Here is a 20,800-nt window from a genome sequence, read left to right as displayed (position 1 = left end):
GCCCGCGCGGCGGGCCCCGGGGGGGCGGCGCGGCCCGGGGGGCCCCCCCCTCCCCCCGGCGGCCCCCGCCCCTCGTGGTGCGCGTGGACTCAGCCGGCGTGCGGCTTGGCCTCGATGATCGTCACGCTGGCCTGCTTGCCGTTCGGCAGCTCGTAGGTGGCGTCCTCGCCGACCTTCTTGCCGTTGATGGCGCGGCCGAGCGGCGACTGCGGCGAGTAGATGTCCAGGTCGTCGCCGGCGACCTCGCGGGAGCCGAGCAGGAAGCGCATGGTGTCGTCCTCGTCGCCGTCGAAGGCGACGGTCACCACCATGCCCGGGGCGACGATGCCGGAGTCCGCGGGGGCCTCGCCGACCTTGGCGCGCTCCAGCAACTGGGTGAGCTGGCGGATGCGGGCCTCGTACTTGCCCTGCTCCTCCTTGGCCGCGTGGTAGCCGGCGTTCTCCTTGAGGTCACCCTCCTCGCGCGCCGCCTCGATCTTCTGGGCGATCTCGATGCGCCAGGGGCCGGTCAGGTGCTCCAGCTCGGCCTTGAGCTGGTCGTAGCCGGACTGAGTGAGCCAGGTCACGTCTTCGCTGGTCTGGGTCACAGGTGCTCCTCGTCGGTACTGGGCTGTGCTGAGGGTTGATCGTCAGCTGGGTATCGGTCGTAACTACAAAGCAACGCCCGCTCCCGGGCCGGGGGGCTCGGAAGGGGCGAAACCACGAGCGTAACAATTTCCGCCTCCCGGCGGGAGGGGCGCTCGCGGGCGTCGGTGCCGGCCGACCGCCGCAGGGCGTGCGGCACTCGGTACGGATGCCCGCCCGTACGCTCGAATATGCGCCCGGAGGGGCGAGATCTGCAAAGGGGATTCACCCCCGGGCACCCCCCTGGAGGCGATCACCCAGGGGCAAACGGCCCAGGGGCGAGCGACCTCAGGGGCGACGACCCGGGGGCCTAGCGGCGCGGGACGCAGCCCAGGAGTTCGGCGGTCACGCCGCGGGCGGTGGTCCGCAGGGTCACGACCTGTGACCAGCTGCTGCCCTCCGCCGGGACGGGGAAGTCGAACTGGCCGACCACGGCCTTGTCCGCCGCCATCGAGCGTACGGTGCAGACGCCGGCGGTGCCCGCCTCCTTGCGCACCGACAGCTGCAGCTGCATCTCGTGGTCCGACACCGCCTCGAAGGTCGGCACGCTGCCGTTCATCGCGCTCTCGCGCATGATGTACGACCCGCCGAGCCAGGCCACCACGCCCAGGAACAGCACGCCGCAGACCACCGCGGCGATCCGCAGCCGACGGTCCGCCTCGGCATCGGAGCGGCGGCTGTACCGCCCGTTCGGAGCGGCGGCGGTCGTACGGCTGGAGTCCATGTCCGGCTCGGTCCTTTCGACGAGGCGCGCTCGGGCGGGAGAGGGAATGGAGCGGCTCCTCAGTCCGTCACTATAGAAGGGGCACGTCCGCGCCGGAGGCGGCGGGGGAGCCGACCCGACGAACCGGACATACCTGGAAGGGAACCAGGCGTTGAGCGAGCAGTTGCGACTGATGGCGGTGCACGCGCACCCGGACGACGAGTCCAGCAAGGGCGCCGCCACCATGGCGATGTACGTCGCCCAGGGGGTGGACGTGCTGGTGGCGACCTGCACCGGCGGCGAGCGGGGGTCGATCCTCAATCCCAAGCTGCAGGGCGACCCGTGGGTCGAGGAGAACATCCACGAGGTGCGCCGCAAGGAGATGGACGCCGCCCGGGAGATCCTCGGCGTGCAGCAGGCCTGGCTGGGCTACGTCGACTCCGGGCTGCCGGAGGGCGACCCGCTGCCGCCGCTCCCCGAGGGTTGTTTCGCCCTGGAGGACGTGGACACGGCGGCCGGCTCACTGGTCAGGCTGATCCGCGAGTTCCGCCCGCACGTGATCACCACGTACGACGAGAACGGCGGGTACCCGCACCCGGACCACATCATGACCCACAAGATCACCATGGTGGCCTTCGACGCCGCGGGCGACCCGGACGCCTACCCGGAGGCCGGCGAGCCCTGGCAGCCGCAGAAGCTGTACTACAACCACGGCTTCCCGATGGGGCGCATCCGCGCCCTGCACGCCTACCTCACCGACAACGGGCACGACTCCCCGTACGGCGAGTGGATCGCGGGCTGGGAGAAGAGCGGTCGCAAGGAGCGCGAGATCACCACCCGGGTGAAGTGCGACGACTGGTTCGAGATCCGCGACAAGGCGCTGATCGCGCACGCCACCCAGATCGACCCGGACGGCCCCTGGTTCCGCGTCCCGCTGGACGTCCAGCGCGAGGTGTGGCCCACCGAGGACTACGAGCTGGCCCGCTCCCACGTCGACACCGATCTGCCCGAGGACGACCTGTTCGCGGGCCTGCGCAAGTAGCACGCACCCCCCGCACCACCCCGGTGGCCCGGCCGCTGTAGGGCCGGGCCACCATGGAGAGATGAGCACCCCCGTGAACCTCACCCACCTCGCCGCCGACCTCGCCCTCGACGAGAGCAAGGTCACCCCCGGCCTGCTCGGCTTCGTCGTCTTCGCGGCCCTCGGCATCGCCACCTGGTTCCTGCTGAAGTCCATGAACAGCCGCTTCAAGAAGATCGACTTCGCCGAGGAGCCGGAGGCTCCGAAGGAGTAGCCGCCGCACCGGGCGGCACGGCCCGCGTCCGGGGCGGGGATGCGCAAGGATGGGGGCCATGCCGAACCGTCTCGCGGACGCGACCTCGCCCTACCTGCTCCAGCACGCCGACAACCCGGTCGACTGGTGGCCGTGGGGCCCCGAGGCGTTCGCCGAGGCCGCCCGCCGCCAGGTTCCCGTTCTGCTGTCGGTCGGCTACGCGGCGTGCCACTGGTGCCACGTGATGGCGCACGAGTCCTTCGAGGACGAGTCGGTCGCCGCGTACGCCAACGAGCACTTCGTCGCCGTGAAGGTCGACCGCGAGGAGCGGCCCGACGTCGACGCCGTCTACATGGAGGCCGTCCAGGCCGCCACCGGCCAGGGCGGCTGGCCGATGACGGTGTTCCTCACGCCCGACAAGGAGCCGTTCTACTTCGGCACCTACTTCCCGCCCGAGCCCCGGCACGGCATGCCCGGCTTCCGGCAGGTCCTGGAGGGCGTCACCGCGGCCTGGCGGGACCGCCGCGAGGAGGTGGGCGAGGTCGCCGGCCGGATCCGCGCCGACCTCGCCGACCGCGCCCGGGTCTACGGCGCCGGCGCCGGCGTGCTGCCCGCCCCCGGCGAGGCCGAACTGCACGCCGCCCTCGTCGAGATCGGCCGCGGCTTCGACGAGCGCCGCGGCGGCTTCGGCGGCGCCCCCAAGTTCCCGCCGTCCATGGTCGTCGAGTGGCTGCTGCGCCACCACGCCCGCACCGGCTCCGAGGCCGCGCTGGAGATGGCCGGGCGCACCTGCGAGGCGATGGCCCGCGGCGGCATCTACGACCAGCTCGGCGGAGGCTTCGCCCGCTACTCCGTCGACGCGGAGTGGGTCGTGCCGCACTTCGAGAAGATGCTCTACGACAACGCCCTGCTGATCCGCGCCTACCTGCACCTGTGGCGCGCCACCGACAGCGCACAGGCCCGCCGCGTCGCCCTGGAGACCGCCGACTTCCTGCTGCGCGAACTGCGCACCCCCGAGGGCGGCTTCGCCTCCGCCCTGGACGCCGACTCGGTCGACCCGGCCACCGGGAAGCCCGCCGAGGGCGCCTTCTACGCCTGGACGCCCGAGCAGCTCACCGCCGTCCTCGGCCCCGAGGACGGCACCCTCGCCGTCGAACTCTTCGAGGTCACCGGCACCTTCGAGCACGGCAGCTCCGTCCTGCAGCTGCTCCGCGACCCGGCCGATCCCGAGGCGTACGAGCGCATCCGCGGCCGCCTGTTCGAGGCCCGGTCCGAGCGGCCCGCCCCGGCCCGGGACGACAAGGTCGTCGCCGCCTGGAACGGCCTCGCGATCGCCGCCCTCGCCGAGACCGGCGCCCTGCTGGACCGCCCCGACCTGGTCGACGCCGCCGAACGCGCCGCCGACCTGCTGATCGCCGTCCACCTCACCGCCGACGGACGCCTGCTGCGCACCTCCCGCGACGGCCGGGCCGGGCAGAACGCCGGCGTCCTGGAGGACTACGCCGACACCGCCGAGGGCTTCCTCGCGCTGTACGCCGTCACCGGCGAGGCCGAATGGCTCGACCTCGCCGGCGGCCTCCTCGACACCGTCCTCGCGCACTTCACCGACACCGCGTCGGGCGCCCTCTACGACACCGCCGACGACGCCGAGGAACTGATCCGCCGCCCGCAGGACCCGACCGACAACGCCACCCCCTCCGGCTGGACGGCCGCCGCCGGAGCCCTGCTCGGCTACGCCGCCTACACCGGCTCGGAGCGCCACCGCACCGCCGCCGAGCGGGCGCTGGGCGTGGTCGGTGCGCTCGGTTCGCGCGCCCCGCGGTTCGTCGGCTGGGGCCTGGCCGTCGCCGAGGCGCTGCTCGACGGCCCGCGCGAGATCGCCGTCGTCGGCCCGGCCGACGACCCGGCCACCGCCGAACTGCACCGCACCGCACTGCTCTCCACCGCCCCCGGCGCGGTCGTCGCCGTCGGCGAGCCCGGCGGCAAGCACGTCCCGCTGCTGGCCGACCGCCCGCTGCTCGACGGGCGGCCCGCCGCGTACGTCTGTCGGCACTTCAGCTGCGACGCGCCGACCGCGGACGCCGCCGAACTCGCGGAGCGGCTGCGGTAATCCGGGTGCGTACGGGTCGTCCGCGGCGCCAGGATGGGGCATGACCTGGACCTTGACCCACGACCCTGACGCCTTCCGTGCCGCGGCCGACGGCTTCCTCGCCGCCCACCCGGCGGAGAACACCGTCCTGCTCACCCTGCTCGACCGGCTGGCGAAGAACGGCCTGCACACCTTCGGCGAGGCGGACCCGCTCTTCGGCCACTGGCAGGCCGGGCCGGGCGCTCCGGTGGCGGGCGTCTTCGTGCTGACCCCGCCCTTCCCGGTGCGGCTCGGCCGGATGCCCGTCGCCGCGGCGGCCGAACTCGCCCCGCTGCTGCACGCCCGCGGCAGCGAGGCGACCGGCGTGGGCGGCGACCGGGAGGTCGCCCTGGCGTTCGCCGCGGCCTGGCCGCCCGCCGCCGCGGGCAGTGTCCGGGCCGAGGTCGCGATCGACGAACGGCTGTACCGCCTCGACGGCCTCCGGCAACCCTCGCCGGAGCCGGCCGGCCTGGCCAGGCCCGCCGGCCCCGCCGACCGGGCCCGACTCGTCGAGTGGTGCACCGCCTTCATGGTGGAGATCGGCGAGAGCCGGCCGATCGACCAGGAGGCCTACGTGGACGCCCGGCTCGCCGAAGGCAGCCTGCACGTCTGGGAGGACGGCGGCCGCCCGGTCGCCTTCGCCGGGGCCAGCCCGGTGATCGCCGGGATGTCCAGGATCGGCCCGGTCTACACCCCGGCCGCGCTGCGCGGCCGCGGCTACGCGAGCGGGGTCGTCGCCGCGGCCTCCGCGCACGCCTCGGCGGCCGGGGCGGACGAGGTGCTGCTGTACACCGACCTCTCCAACCCGACCAGCAACTCGATCTACCAGAAGCTCGGCTACCGCCCGGTGGCCGACCACGTGACGATGGACTTCGCGGAAGCCCGAGCCCTGTGAAGGGGCGGCCCTAGTCCCAGGCCCAGCCGATGCCGAGCAGGCCGGGCGGCAGGCCGGTCGCCACGTGGTGGGCGCTGTGGTGCCCGTCCAGGGTCAACTCCTCCCTCTCGTACGGGGGTTCGCCCGGCGCGCGGACGGCGAAGCGGTAGCAGCGGACGGGCAGTGCGGCCGGGTCGAAGGTGACCTGGAGGACGTACTGCCCAGCCCCCGCGTTGAAGCCGCGCACGTACTCGCAGCTCGGCGTCGCGGTCGGGGCGTCGTCGAAGCCGTACCGCAGCAGATGGGTCTCCCCGGCGCGCAGGCGGCGGTCCAGCAGCAGTTCGGCGACCAGCAGTTCGGCGGCCCGGTCGCGGCGTATCCGGCCGGGCCGGCAGTTCTCCTCGGCGCGGACCACCACCCGGCCGGGGTCCGCGCCCGGATCGCCCTGGTGGATGGCGAGGTAGCGGTCGACGCCGTCCCGGTGGGCGCGCAGGGCGTGCTGGGAGTCCCGCCGGGCCAGCCGCCGCTGCGCGTCGATCCTGATCCGCTCGATGTGCACCACGGTGTGCAGCCCGGAGTCGGGCGGCCCGGAGATCGCCTCGATCAACCCGTCGACGGCGCTCGGCGGCCGGATCCCGCGGCGCCACCGAGGCCGCCCCCGCGCTCACCGGCGGGACGGCCGCGGTGTACAGCCTGAACGCGGGTTTCGTCGCGGGCACGGCCGGAGCCCCGGTGGCCCGGGTGGAGTTCGTGGCCAGCAAGGCGGTCGCCGCCGACGGCCGCACCGCCTCGGTGTGGACGGTCCGCGACGGCGCGGGCTGGCGGGTGGTGAACATCGCCTCCGGCGGCGACGAGACCGACTACCCGGTGCAGGCCGTCGCCACCGGCGGCGGCACCGCCTTCCGCGAGCCGCAGATCGACGCCTGGTACGTGCTGCGGGGCGGCCGGGTGCTGCCGCTCGACGAGGACGCCCGGCGTTCGGTCGGCCCGGACGGGGTGGCCCTGGCCGCCTACCGGACGCTGGTGCAGCAGCGGTACGGCGACCGGCTGCCCGGCTCGGCGTACGACCGAGCGGGCGCCGGCGGTGGCTACCGGGCGGACGGCGCAGCCGAGGAACCGTCGCGGCGCGGCCCGGCGGTGGCGGCGGGCGCGGCGCTCGCGGTCACCGCACTGGCGGGGGCGGGGCTGGCCGCCCGCCGCCGGAGCGCCCGGCCTTCCTAGGCGCACGGGCGCCCCTCGGTGGCGCCCGTGTGCCTGTTCGGGCCGGCACGGTAGCCGATTCGGAGGCGGAGCATCCGGTCTGCACGAGGTGTTGCCGCAGAGTTGATCCCCCGTTCGCCTCGCAGGGTGCTGGGCATGTCACCGTAGGTGGGGACAATCATCTGACGACCTGTCACCCGGCGGGAGGCGAGCCGATGGCGCGGAGCGCGCAGTTCTGGGGTGCGGTGGTGGCGGTGTCGGCCGCCCTCGCGGTGATCACGGCCTACCTGGTGGGCGGCCCCAGGGCGGTCTGGACGGTCGCCGCGGTGGAGACGCTGCTGGTGATGGTCTGGGTGGCCCGGCGCTTCCGGGCGAAGGCGCACCCCCGTCCGGTCGGCGAAGGGCCCGGCGCGGCGCACTGTGAGCGCTGCCGCCGGGCCCAGGAGCGACTGGAGATGCGGGCGGCCTCAGCCGGCCGTGCTGTACGCGACCAGTGAGACGCCGACGTACTGGACGATGAACGCGCCGAGGGTGAAGGCGTGGAAGACCTCGTGGAAGCCGAACCAGCGCGGTGAGGGGTTGGGCCGCTTCAGGCCGTAGACCACGCCGCCCAGGCTGTAGAGGCCGCCGCCGACGATCATCAGGGTGAGTACGGCGGCGCCGCCGGCGTGCAGGAAGTCCGGCAGGAAGAAGGCCGCGGCCCAGCCGAGAGCCAGGTAGACCGGCGTGTAGAGCCAGCGCGGTGCGCCGACCCAGAACACCCGGAACGCGATGCCGAGCAGTGCTCCGCCCCACACCGCCCAGAGCAGCAACTGCTGCCGGGCGCCGTCCAGCAGCAGGATGGTGAACGGGGTGTAGGTGCCCGCGATGATCAGGAAGATGTTGGCGTGGTCGAGGCGGCGCAGGATCGCCTCGCCGCGCGGCCCCCAGGTGAAGCGGTGGTAGACCGCGCTCACCCCGAACAGCAGCCAGGCGCTGACCGAGTAGACCGCGCAGGCGGCCGTGGCGGCGGGCGAGTCGGCCAGGCAGATCAGGACGATCCCGGCAGCCAGCGAGGCGGGGAACATGCCGGCGTGCAGCCAGCCGCGCCACTTGGGCTTCAGGGACTCGACGGAGGCGGCGAGGTCCGCAGTGAGGTCCGCAGCAGTCATGCGCGACATCTTACGGAACCGTAGGTTACTGCCAGGTAGTAAGTGGCGATCGTCACTTTTAGACGTTCTGGAGTGTTAGCCAGGTCTCAATGGCGTCTTCGGGGCGGCCGAAAGGTGCCCATGCCCTGCCAGAAACTCGACAATATGGAGTGTGAAAACGAGAACGTACTACGAATTGCATCAAAAGGGGGTGGTGTTCGGGGCTACGGTGTAACCACCCTCAAACCCCCGCGATGCCGTCTCCTGGCCGAGATGGTGTGAAACGGAGCGAACGTGTCGCCTCTGAAGTCTGCGCTCGCCGAGTCCGCGCCCACCCGCCACCAGCAGCTGCTGGACTGGGTCGCCGAGATCGCCGAGCTGACCCAGCCCGACCGCGTCGAGTGGTGCGACGGCTCGGAGGAGGAGTACCACCGCCTCGCCGAGCTGCTGGTCGCCCAGGGCACCTTCAAGAAGCTCAACGACGAGAAGCGCCCCAATTCCTTCTACGCCGCGTCCGACCCGACCGACGTCGCCCGGGTCGAGGACCGCACCTACATCTGCTCCGAGAAGGAGGAGGACGCGGGCCCGACCAACAACTGGAAGGCCCCGGCCGAGATGCGGGAGGTCTTCGCGGGCGAGAACGGCCTCTTCCGCGGCTCCATGAAGGGCCGCACCATGTACGTCGTGCCCTTCTCCATGGGCCCGGTCGGCTCCCCGCTGGCCGCGTACGGCGTCGAGATCACCGACTCCGCCTACGTCGCCGTCTCCATGCGCGTGATGACCCGCATGGGCCAGGCCGTGATCGACCAGCTCGGCGAGGACGGCGAGTTCGTCAAGGCCGTGCACACCGTCGGCGCGCCGCTGGCCGAGGGCGAGGCCGACGTGCCGTGGCCCTGCAACACCACCAAGTACATCTCGCACTTCCCGGAGACCCGCGAGATCTGGTCCTTCGGCTCCGGCTACGGCGGCAACGCCCTGCTCGGCAAGAAGTGCTACGCGCTGCGCATCGCCTCCACCATGGCCCGCGACGAGGGCTGGCTGGCCGAGCACATGCTCGTCCTCAAGCTCACCCCGCCGAGCGGCGAGGCCAAGTACATCGCGGCCGCCTTCCCGTCCGCCTGCGGCAAGACCAACCTCGCCATGCTCCAGCCCACCATCCCGGGCTGGAAGGTCGAGACGATCGGCGACGACATCGCCTGGATGCGCTTCGGCGCGGACGGCCGCCTCTACGCCATCAACCCGGAGGCCGGCTTCTTCGGCGTCGCCCCCGGCACCGGCGTGGACACCAACGCCAACGCGATCGACACCCTCTGGGGCAACACCGTCTTCACCAACGTCGCCCTCACCGACGACGGCGACGTGTGGTGGGAGGGCCTCACCGAGGAGCCCCCGGCGCACCTCACCGACTGGCGCGGCAACGACTGGACCCCGGAGTCCGGCACCCCCGCCGCCCACCCGAACGCGCGGTTCGCCGTCCCGGCCGCGCAGTGCCCGACCATCGCCCCCGAGTGGGAGGACCAGGCCGGCGTCCCGATCTCGGCCATCCTCTTCGGCGGCCGCCGCGCCACCGCCGTCCCGCTGGTCACCGAGTCCTTCGACTGGCAGCACGGCGTCTTCCTCGGCGCCAACATCGCCTCCGAGAAGACCGCCGCCCAGGAGGGCACCGTCGGCGAGCTGCGCCGCGACCCGTTCGCGATGCTGCCGTTCTGCGGCTACAACATGGGCGACTACTTCGCGCACTGGCTGAAGATCGGCGCCCAGGCCGACGCCGAGAAGCTCCCCAAGATCTACTACGTCAACTGGTTCCGCAAGAACAGCGACGGCAAGTTCGTCTGGCCGGGCTTCGGCGAGAACAGCCGCGTGCTGAAGTGGATCGTGGAGCGCCTCGAGGGCACCGGCAAGGGCGTCGAGACCCCGATCGGCGTGCTGCCCGAGGTCGACGGCTTCGACCTCACCGGCCTCGACATCCCGCAGGCCGACATCGACCTGCTGTTCTCCGTGGACGCCGACATCTGGCGCCAGGAGGCCGCGCTGGTCCCGTCCCACCTGGAGATGTTCGGCGAGCACACGCCGACCGAGCTCTGGGACGAGTACCGCGCACTGGTGAAGCGCCTGGGCTGACGCCCGGGTTTGAGGGAGCGTCGCCCCTCCTCCTCACCGAGGGGCGGCGCTGCTCGAACGCTGACGCGAGGTGCAAGAAGGGGCGCGGGGAACCGTGCGCGGCGGAAGGTGCGGATCGCAGCCTTCCGAATCGCGCGGTTCCCCGCGCCCCTCTCGGCTCGCCCCGGGGGTTCGTCCGCCGTTAGGGCTGCGCGTAGCCGCTGAGGAACTCGCCGATGCGGGTGACGGCGTCGGCGATGTCCTCGGGGCGGGGCAGCGTGACCAACCGGAAGTGGTCCGGGTCGGGCCAGTTGAAGCCGGTGCCCTGGACGACCAGGATGCGCTGGGACCGCAGCAGGTCCAGCACCATCTGCGCATCGTCCTTGATCTTGTACACCTGCGGGTCCAGCCGCGGGAACGCGTACAGCGCGCCCTTCGGCTTCACGCAGGTGATGCCGGGGATGTCGTTCAGCAGCCGGTACGCGGTGTCGCGGGACTCCAGCAGCCGGCCGCCCGGCAGCACCAGGTCCTTGATCGACTGCCGGCCGCCCAGCGCCGCCGCCACCGCGTGCTGCGCCGGCATGTTGGCGCACAGCCGCATCGAGGCCAGCACGGTGAGCCCCTCGATGTAGCTGGCGGCCCGGTGCCGGTCGCCGGAGAGCACCATCCAGCCGGAGCGGAAGCCCGCGACCCGGTAGGCCTTGGACATGCCGTTGAAGGTGACGCAGAAGAGGTCCGGGGCGAGCGTGGCCAGCGGCACGTGCTCGGCGTCGTCGTAGAGGATCTTGTCGTAGATCTCGTCCGCGTAGACCACCAGCTTGTGCCGGCGGGCGATCTCGACGATGCCCTCCAGCACCTCGCGCGGATAGACCGCGCCGGTGGGGTTGTTGGGGTTGATCACCACGATGGCCCGGGTGCGGTCGGTGACCTTGGCCTCGATGTCGGCGAGGTCCGGGTACCACTCGGACTGCTCGTCGCAGCGGTAGTGCACGGCGGTGCCGCCGGCCAGCGAGACGGAGGCCGTCCACAGCGGGTAGTCCGGGGCGGGGACGAGCACCTCGTCGCCGTCGTCGAGCAGCGCGGTCATCGCCAGCTGGATGAGCTCGGAGACGCCGTTGCCGAGGAAGACGTCCTCGACCGTCAGGCCGTGCAGGCCGCGCTCCTCGTAGTGCATCACCACGGCGCGGCGGGCGGACAGGAGGCCCTTGGAGTCGCCGTAGCCGTGCGCGGAGGAGAGGTTCTTCAGGATGTCCTGGAGGATCTCCGGCGGCGCCTCGAAGCCGAAGGCGGCGGGGTTGCCGGTGTTCAGCTTGAGGATGCGGTGGCCCTGGTCCTCCAGCCGCATCGCCTCGTCGAGCACCGGGCCGCGGATGTCGTAACAGACATTGGCGAGCTTGCTGGACTGGATGACCTGCATGCCTGACTACTTTACGGCGCCGTAACGCGGATCATCACGTGTTCCCCACCACAGGCTCCGCACACTGCGCGAAGATCGCCGGGAATCACGAGAGGAAGGGGGACGTGATGATCGGGCCATGGGCGGGTGCACTGCTGGGCCTGGCCGCCGCACCGCTGCTGCGGGCCGCCGCGGTGCGCCACGCCGTGCCGTACGGGGAGCCGCTGCGCCACTGCTGTCCGGCCGGGCGGTGGGGGCGGCTGCCGACCGGCCGCTGCCCGGGCTGCGGGGACGCGTCCGCGCAGCTGCGTCCGGGTGCGGTGGAGGCCGCCGCGGCCGCGGTGGGTGCCGCGCTGGGGTGGGCGGCCGACGGCGGCAGCGCCCTGCTGTTCTGCTGGGTCGGCCTGTTCGGGGTGGTGCTCGGCTTCGTCGACGCCGCGGTGCTGCGGCTGCCCGACGCCCTCACCCTGCGACTGGCCGTCGGCACCGCCGTGCTGCTGCCGCTGGCCGACCACCGGCCGCAGGTGCTGCTCCGCTGCCTGCTGGCCGCGGCCGCGCTCGGCCTGCTCTACGGGGGGCTGGCGCTGCTGCTGCCGATCGGCCTCGGCGACGCCAAGCTGGCGCCCAGCCTCGGTGCCGTCCTCGGCCTGTACGGCTGGAGCGCGGTGATCGGCGGGGTGTTCGCGGCGTTCCTGCTGGGCGGGGTGTGGGGCGCCGTCCTGCTGGTGACCCGCCGGGCCGGGCGCGGCGATGCGCTGCCGTTCGGCCCGCCGCTGCTGCTCGGCGCGCTGCTCGCGGTGCTGGCCGCGGCCTGAGCCGCCGTCCGCCGGGCACGGGTGGGCGACCCGCCCCGGACATGGGCGGAGCCCGCCGTACCCCAGCAGTACGGCGGGCTCCTGAGCGACGCACCGGCCCCCACCCTCAGGAGGCGGCGCGCCCCGTGCGGGTTACGGCATCGCGTGGGCGTGGGCGCCCACGTTGGTGGAGAAGTCGTTGCCGTTCTTCTGGTCCCAGTTGGTGGACCAGGTCATCGCGCCGCGGATGGTCGGCCACTTCGCCGGCGGGACGAAGCTGCCGCAGTGGGTGCCGGTGGCCAGGCAGTCCAGCGCGTTGTTGACGACGGTCGAGTTCACGTAGCCGCCGCCGGCCGCCTGGCTGGAGGCCGGGACGCCGATGCCGACCTGGTCCGGCCGCAGGCCGCCCTGGATGTGGGTGCAGACCTGGGCGGTGATGAAGTCGATCGTGCCCTGGGTGTAGACCTTGCCGTCGCAGCCGTTCATGCCGCCCGAGTTGTAGAACTGGGTGTTGACGACGGTCAGGATGTCCTTGGTGTTGAGCGCCAGCTGGAAGTAGGCGCCGGCGGTGCTGTACATCCCGATGGTCTCGGGGGCCATGGTCAGGATGAACTTCGAGCCGACCTTGGACTGCAGGGTGTGCAGCGACTGCGACATGTACGTCGGGTCGACGCCGTTCTCCAGGTCGATGTCCACGCCGTCGAAGCCGTACTGCTGGATCAGCGCGTAGGCGGTGTTGGCGAAGTTCGTCGCCGCGGCCGAGTTGGCCACGCTGATGGCGCCGTTCTGGCCGCCGACCGAGAGCACCACGCGCTTGCCGGCGGCGTGCTTGGCGGCGATGTCCGCCTTGAAGTCCGCGTCGGTGTAGCCGCCGAGCTTGCTGCTCAGCGCCGGGTCCAGGGTGAAGCTGATCGCGCCGGGCGTGCCGGTGGCGTCGGCGAAGGAGACCGCGATGATGTCGTACGCGCTCTGCACGTCGCGCAGCCGCTGCACCGGGGCGCCGTTGTCGAAGTTCTGCCAGTAGCCGGTCAGCACGTGCTTGGGCAGGCCGCCGTTCGGCGTCGAGGTGCTGGTCGGCGTGGGGCTGGAGGTCGGCGTCGGGCTGCTCGTCGGCGAGGACGTGGGCGAGGACGTCGGCGACGCGGTCGGCGAGGTCGAGTTGGACGGCCTCGGCGAGGTCGGGCTGCTGGTCGGGGTGGCGGTGCCGCCCGGTCCGGTCAGCGTGATGTCGTCCGCGCCGTAGGCGCCCTGGCCGTACCAGCCGTGCACGTACAGGGTGATGCTGTTGGTCGACGCGCCGGTGGTGAAGGTGGTCGACAGCTGGTTCCAGCTGCTCTGGCTGGACCAGGTCGACGGATCGGTCGAACCGGTGCCGCGGGCGCCGAGGTAGACGTACGGGCCCTGCACGAAGCCGGCCAGCGTGTAGCTGGTGTTCGGCAGCACGCTGACGGTCTGGGTGCACTCGGCGGTGTCGGAGCTGCTCGGCGCGGCGCTCAGCGCGTACGAGCCGGCGTGCACCGGGGAAGAGGCGGCGCTCGCGGTGCCGGTGCAGGTCCAGCCGGACAGGTTGCCGGCTTCGAAGCCGCCGTTGGTGACCAGGTTGCCGACGGCTGCGCCGGCCCCGCCGGCGGTCAGCGCCAGGCCGGCCCCGGCCAGGGCGAGGGCGGTGGTGCCGGCCGCGACGGCGACCGGGAGCGAGGTGCGGCGCCGCCGGTGGGACGGCTGCGCGACGGGACGGGCCATGGGCGGTCTCCTGTGAGGAGGGAGGGGAGCCGCCGCGGTGGGGGTCGCGGCGGCTCCGTGGGGGAGGGACGAGGGGGTCCGCAGAAGTGCCGGGAAGGCTCCGGTGTGCCCTCGCTCACAAGCTGGACTAGACCAATGCCGGGCGTCAAGGACCCCGCTGCCGCTTTACGCCCGGCTTACGGCCGATTTAAGGAAGCGGAGACCGGACCGCCTCCTCACGGGCGCGGGACGACCCGGAACGGTTCGGGAACGAAGCCGTGACCCCATCGGTACCTGCGGCTTTACCTCCGCGCACCGGGCCGGAGTAGGCTGCGCAGGGATTTTTCGCACCAAGGCCGGCGATCGGCGACGAGCACGGAGGGGCCGAGGAACATGGGTCTGCGCGATGTGGTCGAGCGCACGCCGGGTCTGCGCACCCTGCTGGACAACGCCTACCGCCTCTACGGCCGGCGGGTCGAGGTCCACCTCGACAACACCCCCCGCCACATCGGCGTGATCCTCGACGGCAACCGCCGCTGGGCGAAGGCCACCGGCGGCACCACCGCCCAGGGCCACCAGCGCGGCGCCGACAAGATCAGCGAATTCCTCGGCTGGTGCGACGAGACGCACGTCAAGGTCGTCACCCTGTGGATGCTCTCCACCGACAACCTCTCCCGGCCCGCCGAGGAGCTCGTCCCGCTGCTCGGCATCATCGAGGACGCCGTCCGCGGCCTGGCCGAGGCCCGCCGCTGGCGGATCAACCCGGTCGGCGCACTCGACCTGCTGCCCCCGCGCACCTCGCAGGTGCTGAAGGAGGCGGCGCACGACACCGCCCACATCGAGGGCATCACCGTCAACGTCGCGATCGGCTACGGCGGACGCCGGGAGATCGCCGACGCCGTCCGCTCGCTGCTCCAGGAGCACGCCGACCGCGGCACCCCGATCGAGCAGCTCGCCGAGATCCTCGACGTCGAGCACATCGCCGAGCACCTCTACACCAAGGGCCAGCCCGACCCGGACCTGGTCATCCGCACCTCGGGCGAGCAGCGGCTCTCCGGCTTCCTGCTCTGGCAGAGCGCGCACAGCGAGTTCTACTTCTGCGAGGCGTACTGGCCGGCCTTCCGCAAGGTCGACTTCCTGCGGGCGCTGCGCGACTACCAGCTGCGCAACCGGCGGATGGGGCTCTGAGCCCTCCGGCCGGGCGGCACTGACGCCGGGTCAAACGACATACCCGCAGGCCACGAGCCCAAAACGTGCTCCTGTTGTGATCCGACAGTTCGCGCCCGGGGGTATGCACGGGACGTCACCGGGGCATATACCGGTCAGACCGGTACCCCGGCCACCGGGGTCGCGGGGACCGGTGAGCCGCGGGTGACGCTGGGTCATCCGCTCTGGAGGCCTAGTGGTCAGTTCCAAGAGCCGCCGGACACCAGACCGGCGCACGTACGTTCTCGACACCAGCGTGCTCCTGGCGGACCCGCTCGCCATGACCCGCTTCGAGGAGCACGAGGTCGTCCTGCCGGTGGTCGTGGTCACCGAGCTGGAGGCCAAGCGCCACCACCCGGAGCTGGGCTACTTCGCCCGCCAGGCGCTCCGTCTCCTCGACGACTACCGCATCCGCCACGGCCGGCTCGACGAGCCGATCCCGGTCGGCGAGCTCGGCGGCACCATCCGGGTCGAGCTGAACCACTCCGACCCGTCGATACTGCCGGCCGGCTACCGCGTCGGCGGTGGCGAGGCGGACACCCGCATCCTCGCGGTCGCCCGCAACCTGCAGGCCGAGGGGTACGACGTCACCGTCGTCTCCAAGGACCTACCGCTGCGGATCAAGGCCAGCTCGGTCGGGTTGCTCGCCGAGGAGTACCGCGCCGAGCTGGCGATCACCTCCGGCTGGACGGGCATGACGGAGCTGCACGTCCCCGGCGACCAGGTCGACGCGCTCTTCGGCGCGCCGCACGACGCCGCGGTGGACGTCGACGGCGCCGCCGAACTCCCGGTGCACACCGGTCTCGTCCTGCAGTCGGAGCGCGGCCGGGCCCTCGGCCGGGTCACCCACGACGGGCGGGTGAAGCTGGTCCGCGGCGACCGCGAGGTGTTCGGCCTGCGCGGCCGCAGCGCCGAGCAGCGGGTCGCGCTCGACCTCCTGCTCGACCAGGAGGTCGGCATCGTCTCCATGGGCGGCCGGGCCGGCACGGGCAAGTCAGCGCTGGCGCTGTGCGCCGGCCTGGAGGCCGTGCTCGAGCGCCGGCAGCACCGCAAGGTGATGGTGTTCCGTCCGCTGTACGCGGTCGGCGGCCAGGAGCTCGGCTACCTCCCGGGCAGCGAGGCCGAGAAGATGGGCCCCTGGGCGCAGGCGGTCTTCGACACCCTCTCGGCGGTCACCACCCCGGACGTCATCGAGGAGGTCATCTCCCGCGGGATGCTGGAGGTCCTGCCGCTCACCCACATCCGCGGCCGGTCGCTGCACGACGCCTTCGTGATCGTGGACGAGGCCCAGTCGCTGGAGCGGAACGTCCTGCTGACCGTCCTCTCCCGGATCGGCCAGGGCTCGCGGGTGGTGCTCACCCACGACGTCGCCCAGCGGGACAACCTGAGGGTCGGCCGGTACGACGGCGTGGTCGCGGTGGTGGAGAAGCTGAAGGGGCACCCGCTGTTCGCCCACATCACGCTGACCCGTTCCGAGCGGTCGCCCATCGCGGCCCTCGTCACCGAGATGCTGGAGGACGTGCAGCCGTGATGACGTAGCGGTCAAAAGCGGACAAAACCGTATGAATGACCGTCAAGGGGCCTGTCGCATAGCGGCAGGCCCCTCGTCCTGTCATCGGATCGGACGGGTCGTCGACGACCTTTCGGGCAAAAGCCCAGCTCGCAAAGATTGTGAGATCCGCCACGCAACCGGGAATTGCGTAGACACGTCCCCGTGCGGCATGGTGAGGGTTCTGTCAGGCCCCGCGTACGGCTGAATCACGCCCGGCAACTCCGGTCGGCGGGCACACAACTGAACACCGATGAGCCGTACGCCGCCCGTTCACCAAGCCGTTCCGAGCCAGCTCGGCCCGGCAGCCGGGCCAGTGTCTCCCGTGACCAGCACCGACGGAGGCGAGCGGCAAGGGGCATGTTGCGCCTGTACGGTCACGCATGGGCGCCGCCGGAAGGAAACCATGTGACTCGGATCTCGGTCCGGGGAGTTGCTGTCGCCTCCGCCACCGCCGTCACCGCTGTCGGTGCCGTCGTGGGCGCGGCCTCTGGCAGCGAGGGCAAGACCGCTCAGACGGTCGATGTCGCGAGCGCGACGCTGCTCGCCGACGTCCCCTCGGGTGCCCAGGCACAGACCGTCAGCGACAACTTCGCCCGCCAGGCGAGCGCCCAGCAGGTGTCCGCCGACGCGGCCGCCAAGAAGGCCGCCGAGGAGGCCGCGCGCCAGAAGGCCGCCGCCGACGCGCAGGCCAAGGCGGATGCGGAGAAGGCTGCCAAGGCCGCCGAAGAGGCGAAGCGGAAGGCCGACCAGGAGGCCGCCAACCGCGCCGCCGCGCGCAGCGCCCTGGCCGCCATCCCGGCCGGCTCGGTGCAGGCGATGGCCGCCCAGATCATCGGCGACGCCACCCAGTTCTCCTGCTTCAGCGAGATCGTGAAGCGCGAGAGCGGCTGGAACTACACCGCCACCAACGCGTCCTCCGGCGCGTACGGCCTGGTACAGGCCCTGCCCGGCTCGAAGATGGCATCCGTCGCCGACGACTGGCGCACCAACCCGGCGACCCAGATCAAGTGGGGCCTCAACTACATGAACAGCCGCTACGGCAGCCCCTGCGGCGCCTGGTCGTTCTGGCAGTCCCACCACTGGTACTGATCCTGCCGCACCCGTACGTGCCCGAAGGCCCCCGACCGCTCAGGTCGGGGGCCTTCGACGTGCCGGGGGCGAAAGGCGGGCCGCGCCGCCCGGGCGGCGCTGACCAGGGCGCTCACGGGCGGTGCGGCTCGATGCGGACGCGGGGCGCCGGAGCGGGTCCTGGACCTCCGGCACCGGCCGGTCCGCCGGCAGATGGTCCGTTGTACTGGGGGTCCTCCCCTCTCGGCAGAGTCCGAAACCATCTGTTCGCGTTGATTCGCACCTTTTGCTCCGCAGCGGGCCCCGGGGTGCACGGGACCGCGGACACCCCGGGCGGGTAGCGTCGCCCTGACGTCCGCGGCGGACGGCCCGACGGGCGGCGCCGGACGGACGGGAACCGACGGGGAGGGGCGAGGACGTGGCAGCCGAGAGAGCCGACGGGGCGCGGGACCGGAAGGTCCTCAAGGCGCTCGCCAAGACCGGTGCCGTCGCCGCCGGGGTGTGGGCCGCCGTCGAGCGGCGCCGCCGGGCCGCGGCCCAGTCCGACACCGACACCGACACCGCAGCCGACGGCGAGTCGGCCGAACACATCCCGCAGCCCCGCCGGGCCGAGCCCGAGCGCCTGATCCACCCCGGCCGCGAGGTCCACCACCCCGGGCGGCCGGCCACCCCGGCCGAGGCCGTGCCGTGGGGCCTGCGGGTCGCCGCCGAGTCGACCTGGCGGCTGCTGCTGCTCGGCGTCGCCCTCTACGTGGTCTTCCAGGTCGTCGACATGCTGCGGCTGGTCGCCTTCGCCGTCCTCGCGGCGCTGCTGATCTCCGCCCTGCTGGAGCCCACCGTCTCCTGGCTGAAGCGGCTCGGCGTACCACGCTCGCTGGCCGCGGCCGGCACCTTCCTGAGCGGCATCGCCGGCATCGGCCTGGTCGGCTGGTTCGTGGTGTGGCAGGTGACCACCAACCTCGAGTCGGTGACCGGCAAGGTCCAGGCCGGCGTCAACCAGCTCCGCGAGTGGCTGGTGACCGGCCCGCTGCACCTGACGCAGCAGCAGATCAACGACTTCGCCAAGCAGATCTCCACCGCCATCGGCAGCAACTCCGAGCAGATCACCTCGGCCGGCTTCACCGGCGTCACCATCGCCGTCGAGGTCCTCACCGGCGTGGTGCTCGCCGCCTTCACCACGTTCTTCCTGCTGTACGACGGAGCCCGGATCTGGTCCTGGGCGCTGCGGTGCCTGCCGCGGCACTCCCGCTACGCGATGGCCGGCGCCGGCCCCAAGGCCTGGACCACCCTCACCGCGTACGTGCGCGGCACCGTCTTCGTGGCCTTCATCGACGCGCTCTGCATCGGCATCGGCATCCAGCTGCTCGGCGTGCCGATGGCGCTGCCGCTCGCAGTGATCATCTTCCTGGGCGCCTTCGTGCCGCTGGTCGGCGCACTGGTCACCGGCACCATCGCGGTCCTGATCGCGCTGGTCACCGTGGGGCCGTTCACCGCACTGATGGTGCTGGTCGTGCTGGTCGCCGTCCAGCAGATCGAGGGGCACCTGCTGCAGCCGCTGATCCTCGGCCGCGCGGTCGCGGTGCACCCGCTGGGCGTGGTGCTCGGCGTGGCCGCGGGCTCGATCGTCGGCGGCATCGGCGGCGCCATCGTGGCCGTCCCGCTGATCGCCGTGACCAACACGGTCGTCTCCCACCTCCGCCGCCGCAACGCCGCCGGCCTGGAGGTCTTCGAGGCCCTGGAGAACGCCCGCCAGAAGTAAACAGCCAGGGGCGCGGGGAACTGCGCGCGGCGGGAGAGGCTGAGCTCAGCCGTCTTCCGTCTCGCGCAGTTCCCCGCGCCCCTTGCGGTGCGCCCGGTGCCTCAGATCGAGGCGATGGCGGCCTCGGAGTCGAGGGTGGCGGCGACGGCCTGGATCACCGAGGCGATCTTGATGGAGGCCTGGATGACCTCGCGCTCGACGCCGGCCTTCTTCAGGACGGCCTCGTGCGAGTCCAGGCACTGGCCGCAGCCGTTGATCGCGGAGACCGCGAAGCACCACAGCTCGAAGTCGGCCTTCTCGACGCCCGGGGTGCCGATGATGTTCATCCGCAGGCCGGCCCGCATGCTGCTGTACTCCTTGTCGGAGAGCAGGTGCAGCGTCCGGTAGTAGACGTTGTTCATCCCCATGACGGCGGCGGCGCCCTTGGCGGCGTCGTACGCCTCGGGCTTGAGGTTCGCCTTCGCCTCCGGCTCCAGTTCGCGCAGCACGGCGGGGGAACGGGTGGCCATCGCGCAGGCCAGCACCGTGCCCCAGAGCTGCTGCGTCGGGAGGTCGGAGTTGCCGATGACCGCGCTCAGGTTGAGCTTGAGGTCCTTGGCGTAGCCGGGGAGGGCGGCCTTCAGGTCGTCGAGGGCCATGGGTCAGCCCGCCAGGAGGGCCTGGGCGTCGAGGGTGTCCTCGCCCTTGGTCCAGTTGCACGGGCACAGCTCGTCGGTCTGCAGGGCGTCGAGCACCCGCAGGACCTCCTTGGGGTTACGGCCGACGGAGCCGGCGGTCACCATGACGAACTGGATCTCGTTGTTGGGGTCGACGATGAACACCGCGCGCTGGGCGGTGCCGTCGGCGGCCTCGACGCCGCAGGCGCGCATCAGGTCGTGCTTGACGTCGGCCAGCATCGGGAACGGCAGGTCGCGCAGGTCCTTGTGGTCCTTGCGCCAGGCGTGGTGGACGTACTCGGAGTCACCGGAGACGCCGAGGATCTGGGCGTCGCGGTCGGCGAACTCCTCGTTCAGCTTGCCGAACGCGGCGATCTCGGTCGGGCAGACGAAGGTGAAGTCCATCGGCCAGAAGAAGACGATCTTCCACTTGCCCTCGTAGGTCTTGTGGTTGATCTCGGCGAAGGCGTTCGCGGCGTCGAGGTCGACACAGGCGTTGAGTTCGAACTCGGGGAACTTGTCACCGATCGTGAGCACGTTCGCTTCTCCTGGTTTGAGATATGAGGGAAAGTGCCCGAATTGCCTATGGTTCGACGTATTCGGACGTCATCCAC

Annotated in this window: 20 protein-coding genes; 12 read left to right on the top strand and 8 right to left on the bottom strand. The window is 72.1% G+C overall.

Annotated elements, in window-relative coordinates; genetic code table 11:
* Positions 1 to 89 precede the first annotated feature (89 nt).
* Complete coding sequence (greA, locus tag AB0M03_RS29170; protein WP_363496442.1) at positions 90 to 587, bottom strand: transcription elongation factor GreA; 498 nt, start codon at positions 585 to 587, stop codon at positions 90 to 92.
* Between the two features lie 347 nt (positions 588 to 934).
* The gene (locus tag AB0M03_RS29165; RefSeq protein ID WP_363496439.1) at positions 935 to 1,348 is read right to left on the bottom strand and encodes a DUF4307 domain-containing protein; all 414 of its coding nucleotides are present in this window, start codon (positions 1,346 to 1,348) and stop codon (positions 935 to 937) included.
* A gap of 151 nt (positions 1,349 to 1,499) precedes the next feature.
* On the opposite strand from AB0M03_RS29165, the gene mca reads away from it, so the two are divergent.
* From mca to AB0M03_RS29145, 4 genes are all read left to right on the top strand, one after another.
* The gene (gene mca, locus AB0M03_RS29160; RefSeq protein ID WP_363496436.1) at positions 1,500 to 2,369 is read left to right on the top strand and encodes a mycothiol conjugate amidase Mca; all 870 of its coding nucleotides are present in this window, start codon (positions 1,500 to 1,502) and stop codon (positions 2,367 to 2,369) included.
* A 61-nt stretch (positions 2,370 to 2,430) separates the two neighbouring features.
* Entirely contained in the window at positions 2,431 to 2,622 is a 192-nt protein-coding gene (locus AB0M03_RS29155) for a hypothetical protein (RefSeq protein WP_363496433.1), read from the top strand.
* A 58-nt stretch (positions 2,623 to 2,680) separates the two neighbouring features.
* The gene (locus AB0M03_RS29150) at positions 2,681 to 4,711 is read left to right on the top strand and encodes a thioredoxin domain-containing protein (protein ID WP_363496430.1); all 2,031 of its coding nucleotides are present in this window, start codon (positions 2,681 to 2,683) and stop codon (positions 4,709 to 4,711) included.
* 40 nt (positions 4,712 to 4,751) lie between these two features.
* The gene (locus tag AB0M03_RS29145; RefSeq protein WP_363496427.1) at positions 4,752 to 5,624 is read left to right on the top strand and encodes a GNAT family N-acetyltransferase; all 873 of its coding nucleotides are present in this window, start codon (positions 4,752 to 4,754) and stop codon (positions 5,622 to 5,624) included.
* Positions 5,625 to 5,634: 10 nt separating this feature from the next.
* Here AB0M03_RS29145 and AB0M03_RS29140 read toward each other — a convergent pair whose 3' ends face one another.
* Positions 5,635 to 6,210: a hypothetical protein gene (locus AB0M03_RS29140; RefSeq protein ID WP_363496424.1), complete on the bottom strand. Its 576-nt coding sequence runs from the start codon at positions 6,208 to 6,210 to the stop codon at positions 5,635 to 5,637.
* A gap of 77 nt (positions 6,211 to 6,287) precedes the next feature.
* Here AB0M03_RS29140 and AB0M03_RS29135 point away from each other — a divergent pair, with 77 nt between their 5' ends.
* Together AB0M03_RS29135 and AB0M03_RS29130 are read left to right on the top strand one after the other, a co-directional pair.
* Complete coding sequence (locus AB0M03_RS29135; protein WP_363496421.1) at positions 6,288 to 6,824, top strand: hypothetical protein; 537 nt, start codon at positions 6,288 to 6,290, stop codon at positions 6,822 to 6,824.
* A 194-nt stretch (positions 6,825 to 7,018) separates the two neighbouring features.
* Complete coding sequence (locus tag AB0M03_RS29130) at positions 7,019 to 7,300, top strand: hypothetical protein (RefSeq protein ID WP_363496418.1); 282 nt, start codon at positions 7,019 to 7,021, stop codon at positions 7,298 to 7,300.
* Here AB0M03_RS29130 and AB0M03_RS29125 read toward each other — a convergent pair.
* A complete protein-coding gene (locus AB0M03_RS29125; RefSeq protein WP_363496415.1) occupies positions 7,271 to 7,954 on the bottom strand; it encodes a hemolysin III family protein in 684 nt (227 codons plus the stop codon). The two genes, AB0M03_RS29130 and AB0M03_RS29125, sit on opposite strands and share 30 nt — an antisense overlap.
* Before the next feature lie 273 nt (positions 7,955 to 8,227).
* On the opposite strand from AB0M03_RS29125, the gene AB0M03_RS29120 reads away from it, so the two are divergent.
* Positions 8,228 to 10,054 (top strand): phosphoenolpyruvate carboxykinase (GTP), encoded by a 1,827-nt coding sequence (locus AB0M03_RS29120; protein ID WP_363496412.1) that lies wholly within the window; start codon positions 8,228 to 8,230, stop codon positions 10,052 to 10,054.
* Positions 10,055 to 10,235: 181 nt separating this feature from the next.
* Here the strand turns inward: AB0M03_RS29120 and AB0M03_RS29115 are convergent, their stop codons facing one another.
* Positions 10,236 to 11,450 carry a pyridoxal phosphate-dependent aminotransferase gene (locus tag AB0M03_RS29115; protein WP_363496409.1) on the bottom strand — a complete coding sequence of 405 codons (1,215 nt, stop codon included), beginning with the start codon at positions 11,448 to 11,450 and terminating at the stop codon, positions 10,236 to 10,238.
* 107 nt (positions 11,451 to 11,557) lie between these two features.
* On the opposite strand from AB0M03_RS29115, the gene AB0M03_RS29110 reads away from it, so the two are divergent.
* Positions 11,558 to 12,244: a prepilin peptidase gene (locus AB0M03_RS29110; protein ID WP_363496456.1), complete on the top strand. Its 687-nt coding sequence runs from the start codon at positions 11,558 to 11,560 to the stop codon at positions 12,242 to 12,244.
* A gap of 132 nt (positions 12,245 to 12,376) precedes the next feature.
* On the opposite strand, the gene AB0M03_RS29105 is transcribed toward AB0M03_RS29110, so the two are convergent.
* The gene (locus AB0M03_RS29105; RefSeq protein ID WP_363496406.1) at positions 12,377 to 13,966 is read right to left on the bottom strand and encodes a glycosyl hydrolase family 18 protein; all 1,590 of its coding nucleotides are present in this window, start codon (positions 13,964 to 13,966) and stop codon (positions 12,377 to 12,379) included.
* A 372-nt stretch (positions 13,967 to 14,338) separates the two neighbouring features.
* On the opposite strand from AB0M03_RS29105, the gene AB0M03_RS29100 reads away from it, so the two are divergent.
* From AB0M03_RS29100 to AB0M03_RS29085, 4 genes are all read left to right on the top strand, one after another.
* Positions 14,339 to 15,133, top strand: coding sequence for an isoprenyl transferase (locus AB0M03_RS29100; protein ID WP_363496403.1), 795 nt, complete (start codon positions 14,339 to 14,341; stop codon positions 15,131 to 15,133).
* 214 nt (positions 15,134 to 15,347) lie between these two features.
* On the top strand, positions 15,348 to 16,682 hold the full coding sequence (locus tag AB0M03_RS29095) for a PhoH family protein (RefSeq protein ID WP_363496401.1): 1,335 nt from the start codon (positions 15,348 to 15,350) through the stop codon (positions 16,680 to 16,682).
* A 426-nt stretch (positions 16,683 to 17,108) separates the two neighbouring features.
* Positions 17,109 to 17,792, top strand: a complete 684-nt coding sequence (locus tag AB0M03_RS29090) for a transglycosylase SLT domain-containing protein (RefSeq protein ID WP_363496398.1) — start codon at positions 17,109 to 17,111, stop codon at positions 17,790 to 17,792.
* A gap of 397 nt (positions 17,793 to 18,189) precedes the next feature.
* Positions 18,190 to 19,530, top strand: coding sequence for an AI-2E family transporter (locus AB0M03_RS29085; protein ID WP_363496395.1), 1,341 nt, complete (start codon positions 18,190 to 18,192; stop codon positions 19,528 to 19,530).
* Positions 19,531 to 19,631: 101 nt separating this feature from the next.
* Here the strand turns inward: AB0M03_RS29085 and AB0M03_RS29080 are convergent, their stop codons facing one another.
* Together AB0M03_RS29080 and AB0M03_RS29075 are read right to left on the bottom strand one after the other, a co-directional pair.
* Positions 19,632 to 20,168 carry an alkyl hydroperoxide reductase gene (locus AB0M03_RS29080; protein WP_363496392.1) on the bottom strand — a complete coding sequence of 179 codons (537 nt, stop codon included), beginning with the start codon at positions 20,166 to 20,168 and terminating at the stop codon, positions 19,632 to 19,634.
* A gap of 3 nt (positions 20,169 to 20,171) precedes the next feature.
* A complete protein-coding gene (locus AB0M03_RS29075) occupies positions 20,172 to 20,723 on the bottom strand; it encodes a peroxiredoxin (RefSeq protein ID WP_263103847.1) in 552 nt (183 codons plus the stop codon).
* Between the last annotated feature and the right edge of the window lie 77 nt (positions 20,724 to 20,800).

The organism is Kitasatospora sp. NPDC051914, assembly GCF_040680995.1.
In the GTDB taxonomy this organism is placed as follows: domain Bacteria; phylum Actinomycetota; class Actinomycetes; order Streptomycetales; family Streptomycetaceae; genus Kitasatospora.
Note: the sequence above shows the minus strand (reverse complement) of the source record. Positions and strands in the feature narration are given on the sequence as shown.

Excerpts from the sequence above, each read along its gene's own strand:
- AB0M03_RS29130 (WP_363496418.1), top strand. The coding sequence starts at position 7,019 with ATGGCGCGGAGCGCGCAGTTCTGGGGTGCGGTGGTGGCGGTGTCGGCC.
- AB0M03_RS29125 (WP_363496415.1), bottom strand. The coding sequence starts at position 7,954 with ATGACTGCTGCGGACCTCACTGCGGACCTCGCCGCCTCCGTCGAGTCC.
- AB0M03_RS29150 (WP_363496430.1), top strand. The coding sequence starts at position 2,681 with ATGCCGAACCGTCTCGCGGACGCGACCTCGCCCTACCTGCTCCAGCAC.
- AB0M03_RS29110 (WP_363496456.1), top strand. The coding sequence starts at position 11,558 with ATGATCGGGCCATGGGCGGGTGCACTGCTGGGCCTGGCCGCCGCACCG.
- AB0M03_RS29165 (WP_363496439.1), bottom strand. The coding sequence starts at position 1,348 with ATGGACTCCAGCCGTACGACCGCCGCCGCTCCGAACGGGCGGTACAGC.
- AB0M03_RS29115 (WP_363496409.1), bottom strand. The coding sequence starts at position 11,450 with ATGCAGGTCATCCAGTCCAGCAAGCTCGCCAATGTCTGTTACGACATC.
- AB0M03_RS29105 (WP_363496406.1), bottom strand. The coding sequence starts at position 13,966 with ATGGCCCGTCCCGTCGCGCAGCCGTCCCACCGGCGGCGCCGCACCTCG.
- AB0M03_RS29145 (WP_363496427.1), top strand. The coding sequence starts at position 4,752 with ATGACCTGGACCTTGACCCACGACCCTGACGCCTTCCGTGCCGCGGCC.
- AB0M03_RS29080 (WP_363496392.1), bottom strand. The coding sequence starts at position 20,168 with ATGGCCCTCGACGACCTGAAGGCCGCCCTCCCCGGCTACGCCAAGGAC.
- AB0M03_RS29155 (WP_363496433.1), top strand. The coding sequence starts at position 2,431 with ATGAGCACCCCCGTGAACCTCACCCACCTCGCCGCCGACCTCGCCCTC.
- AB0M03_RS29100 (WP_363496403.1), top strand. The coding sequence starts at position 14,339 with ATGGGTCTGCGCGATGTGGTCGAGCGCACGCCGGGTCTGCGCACCCTG.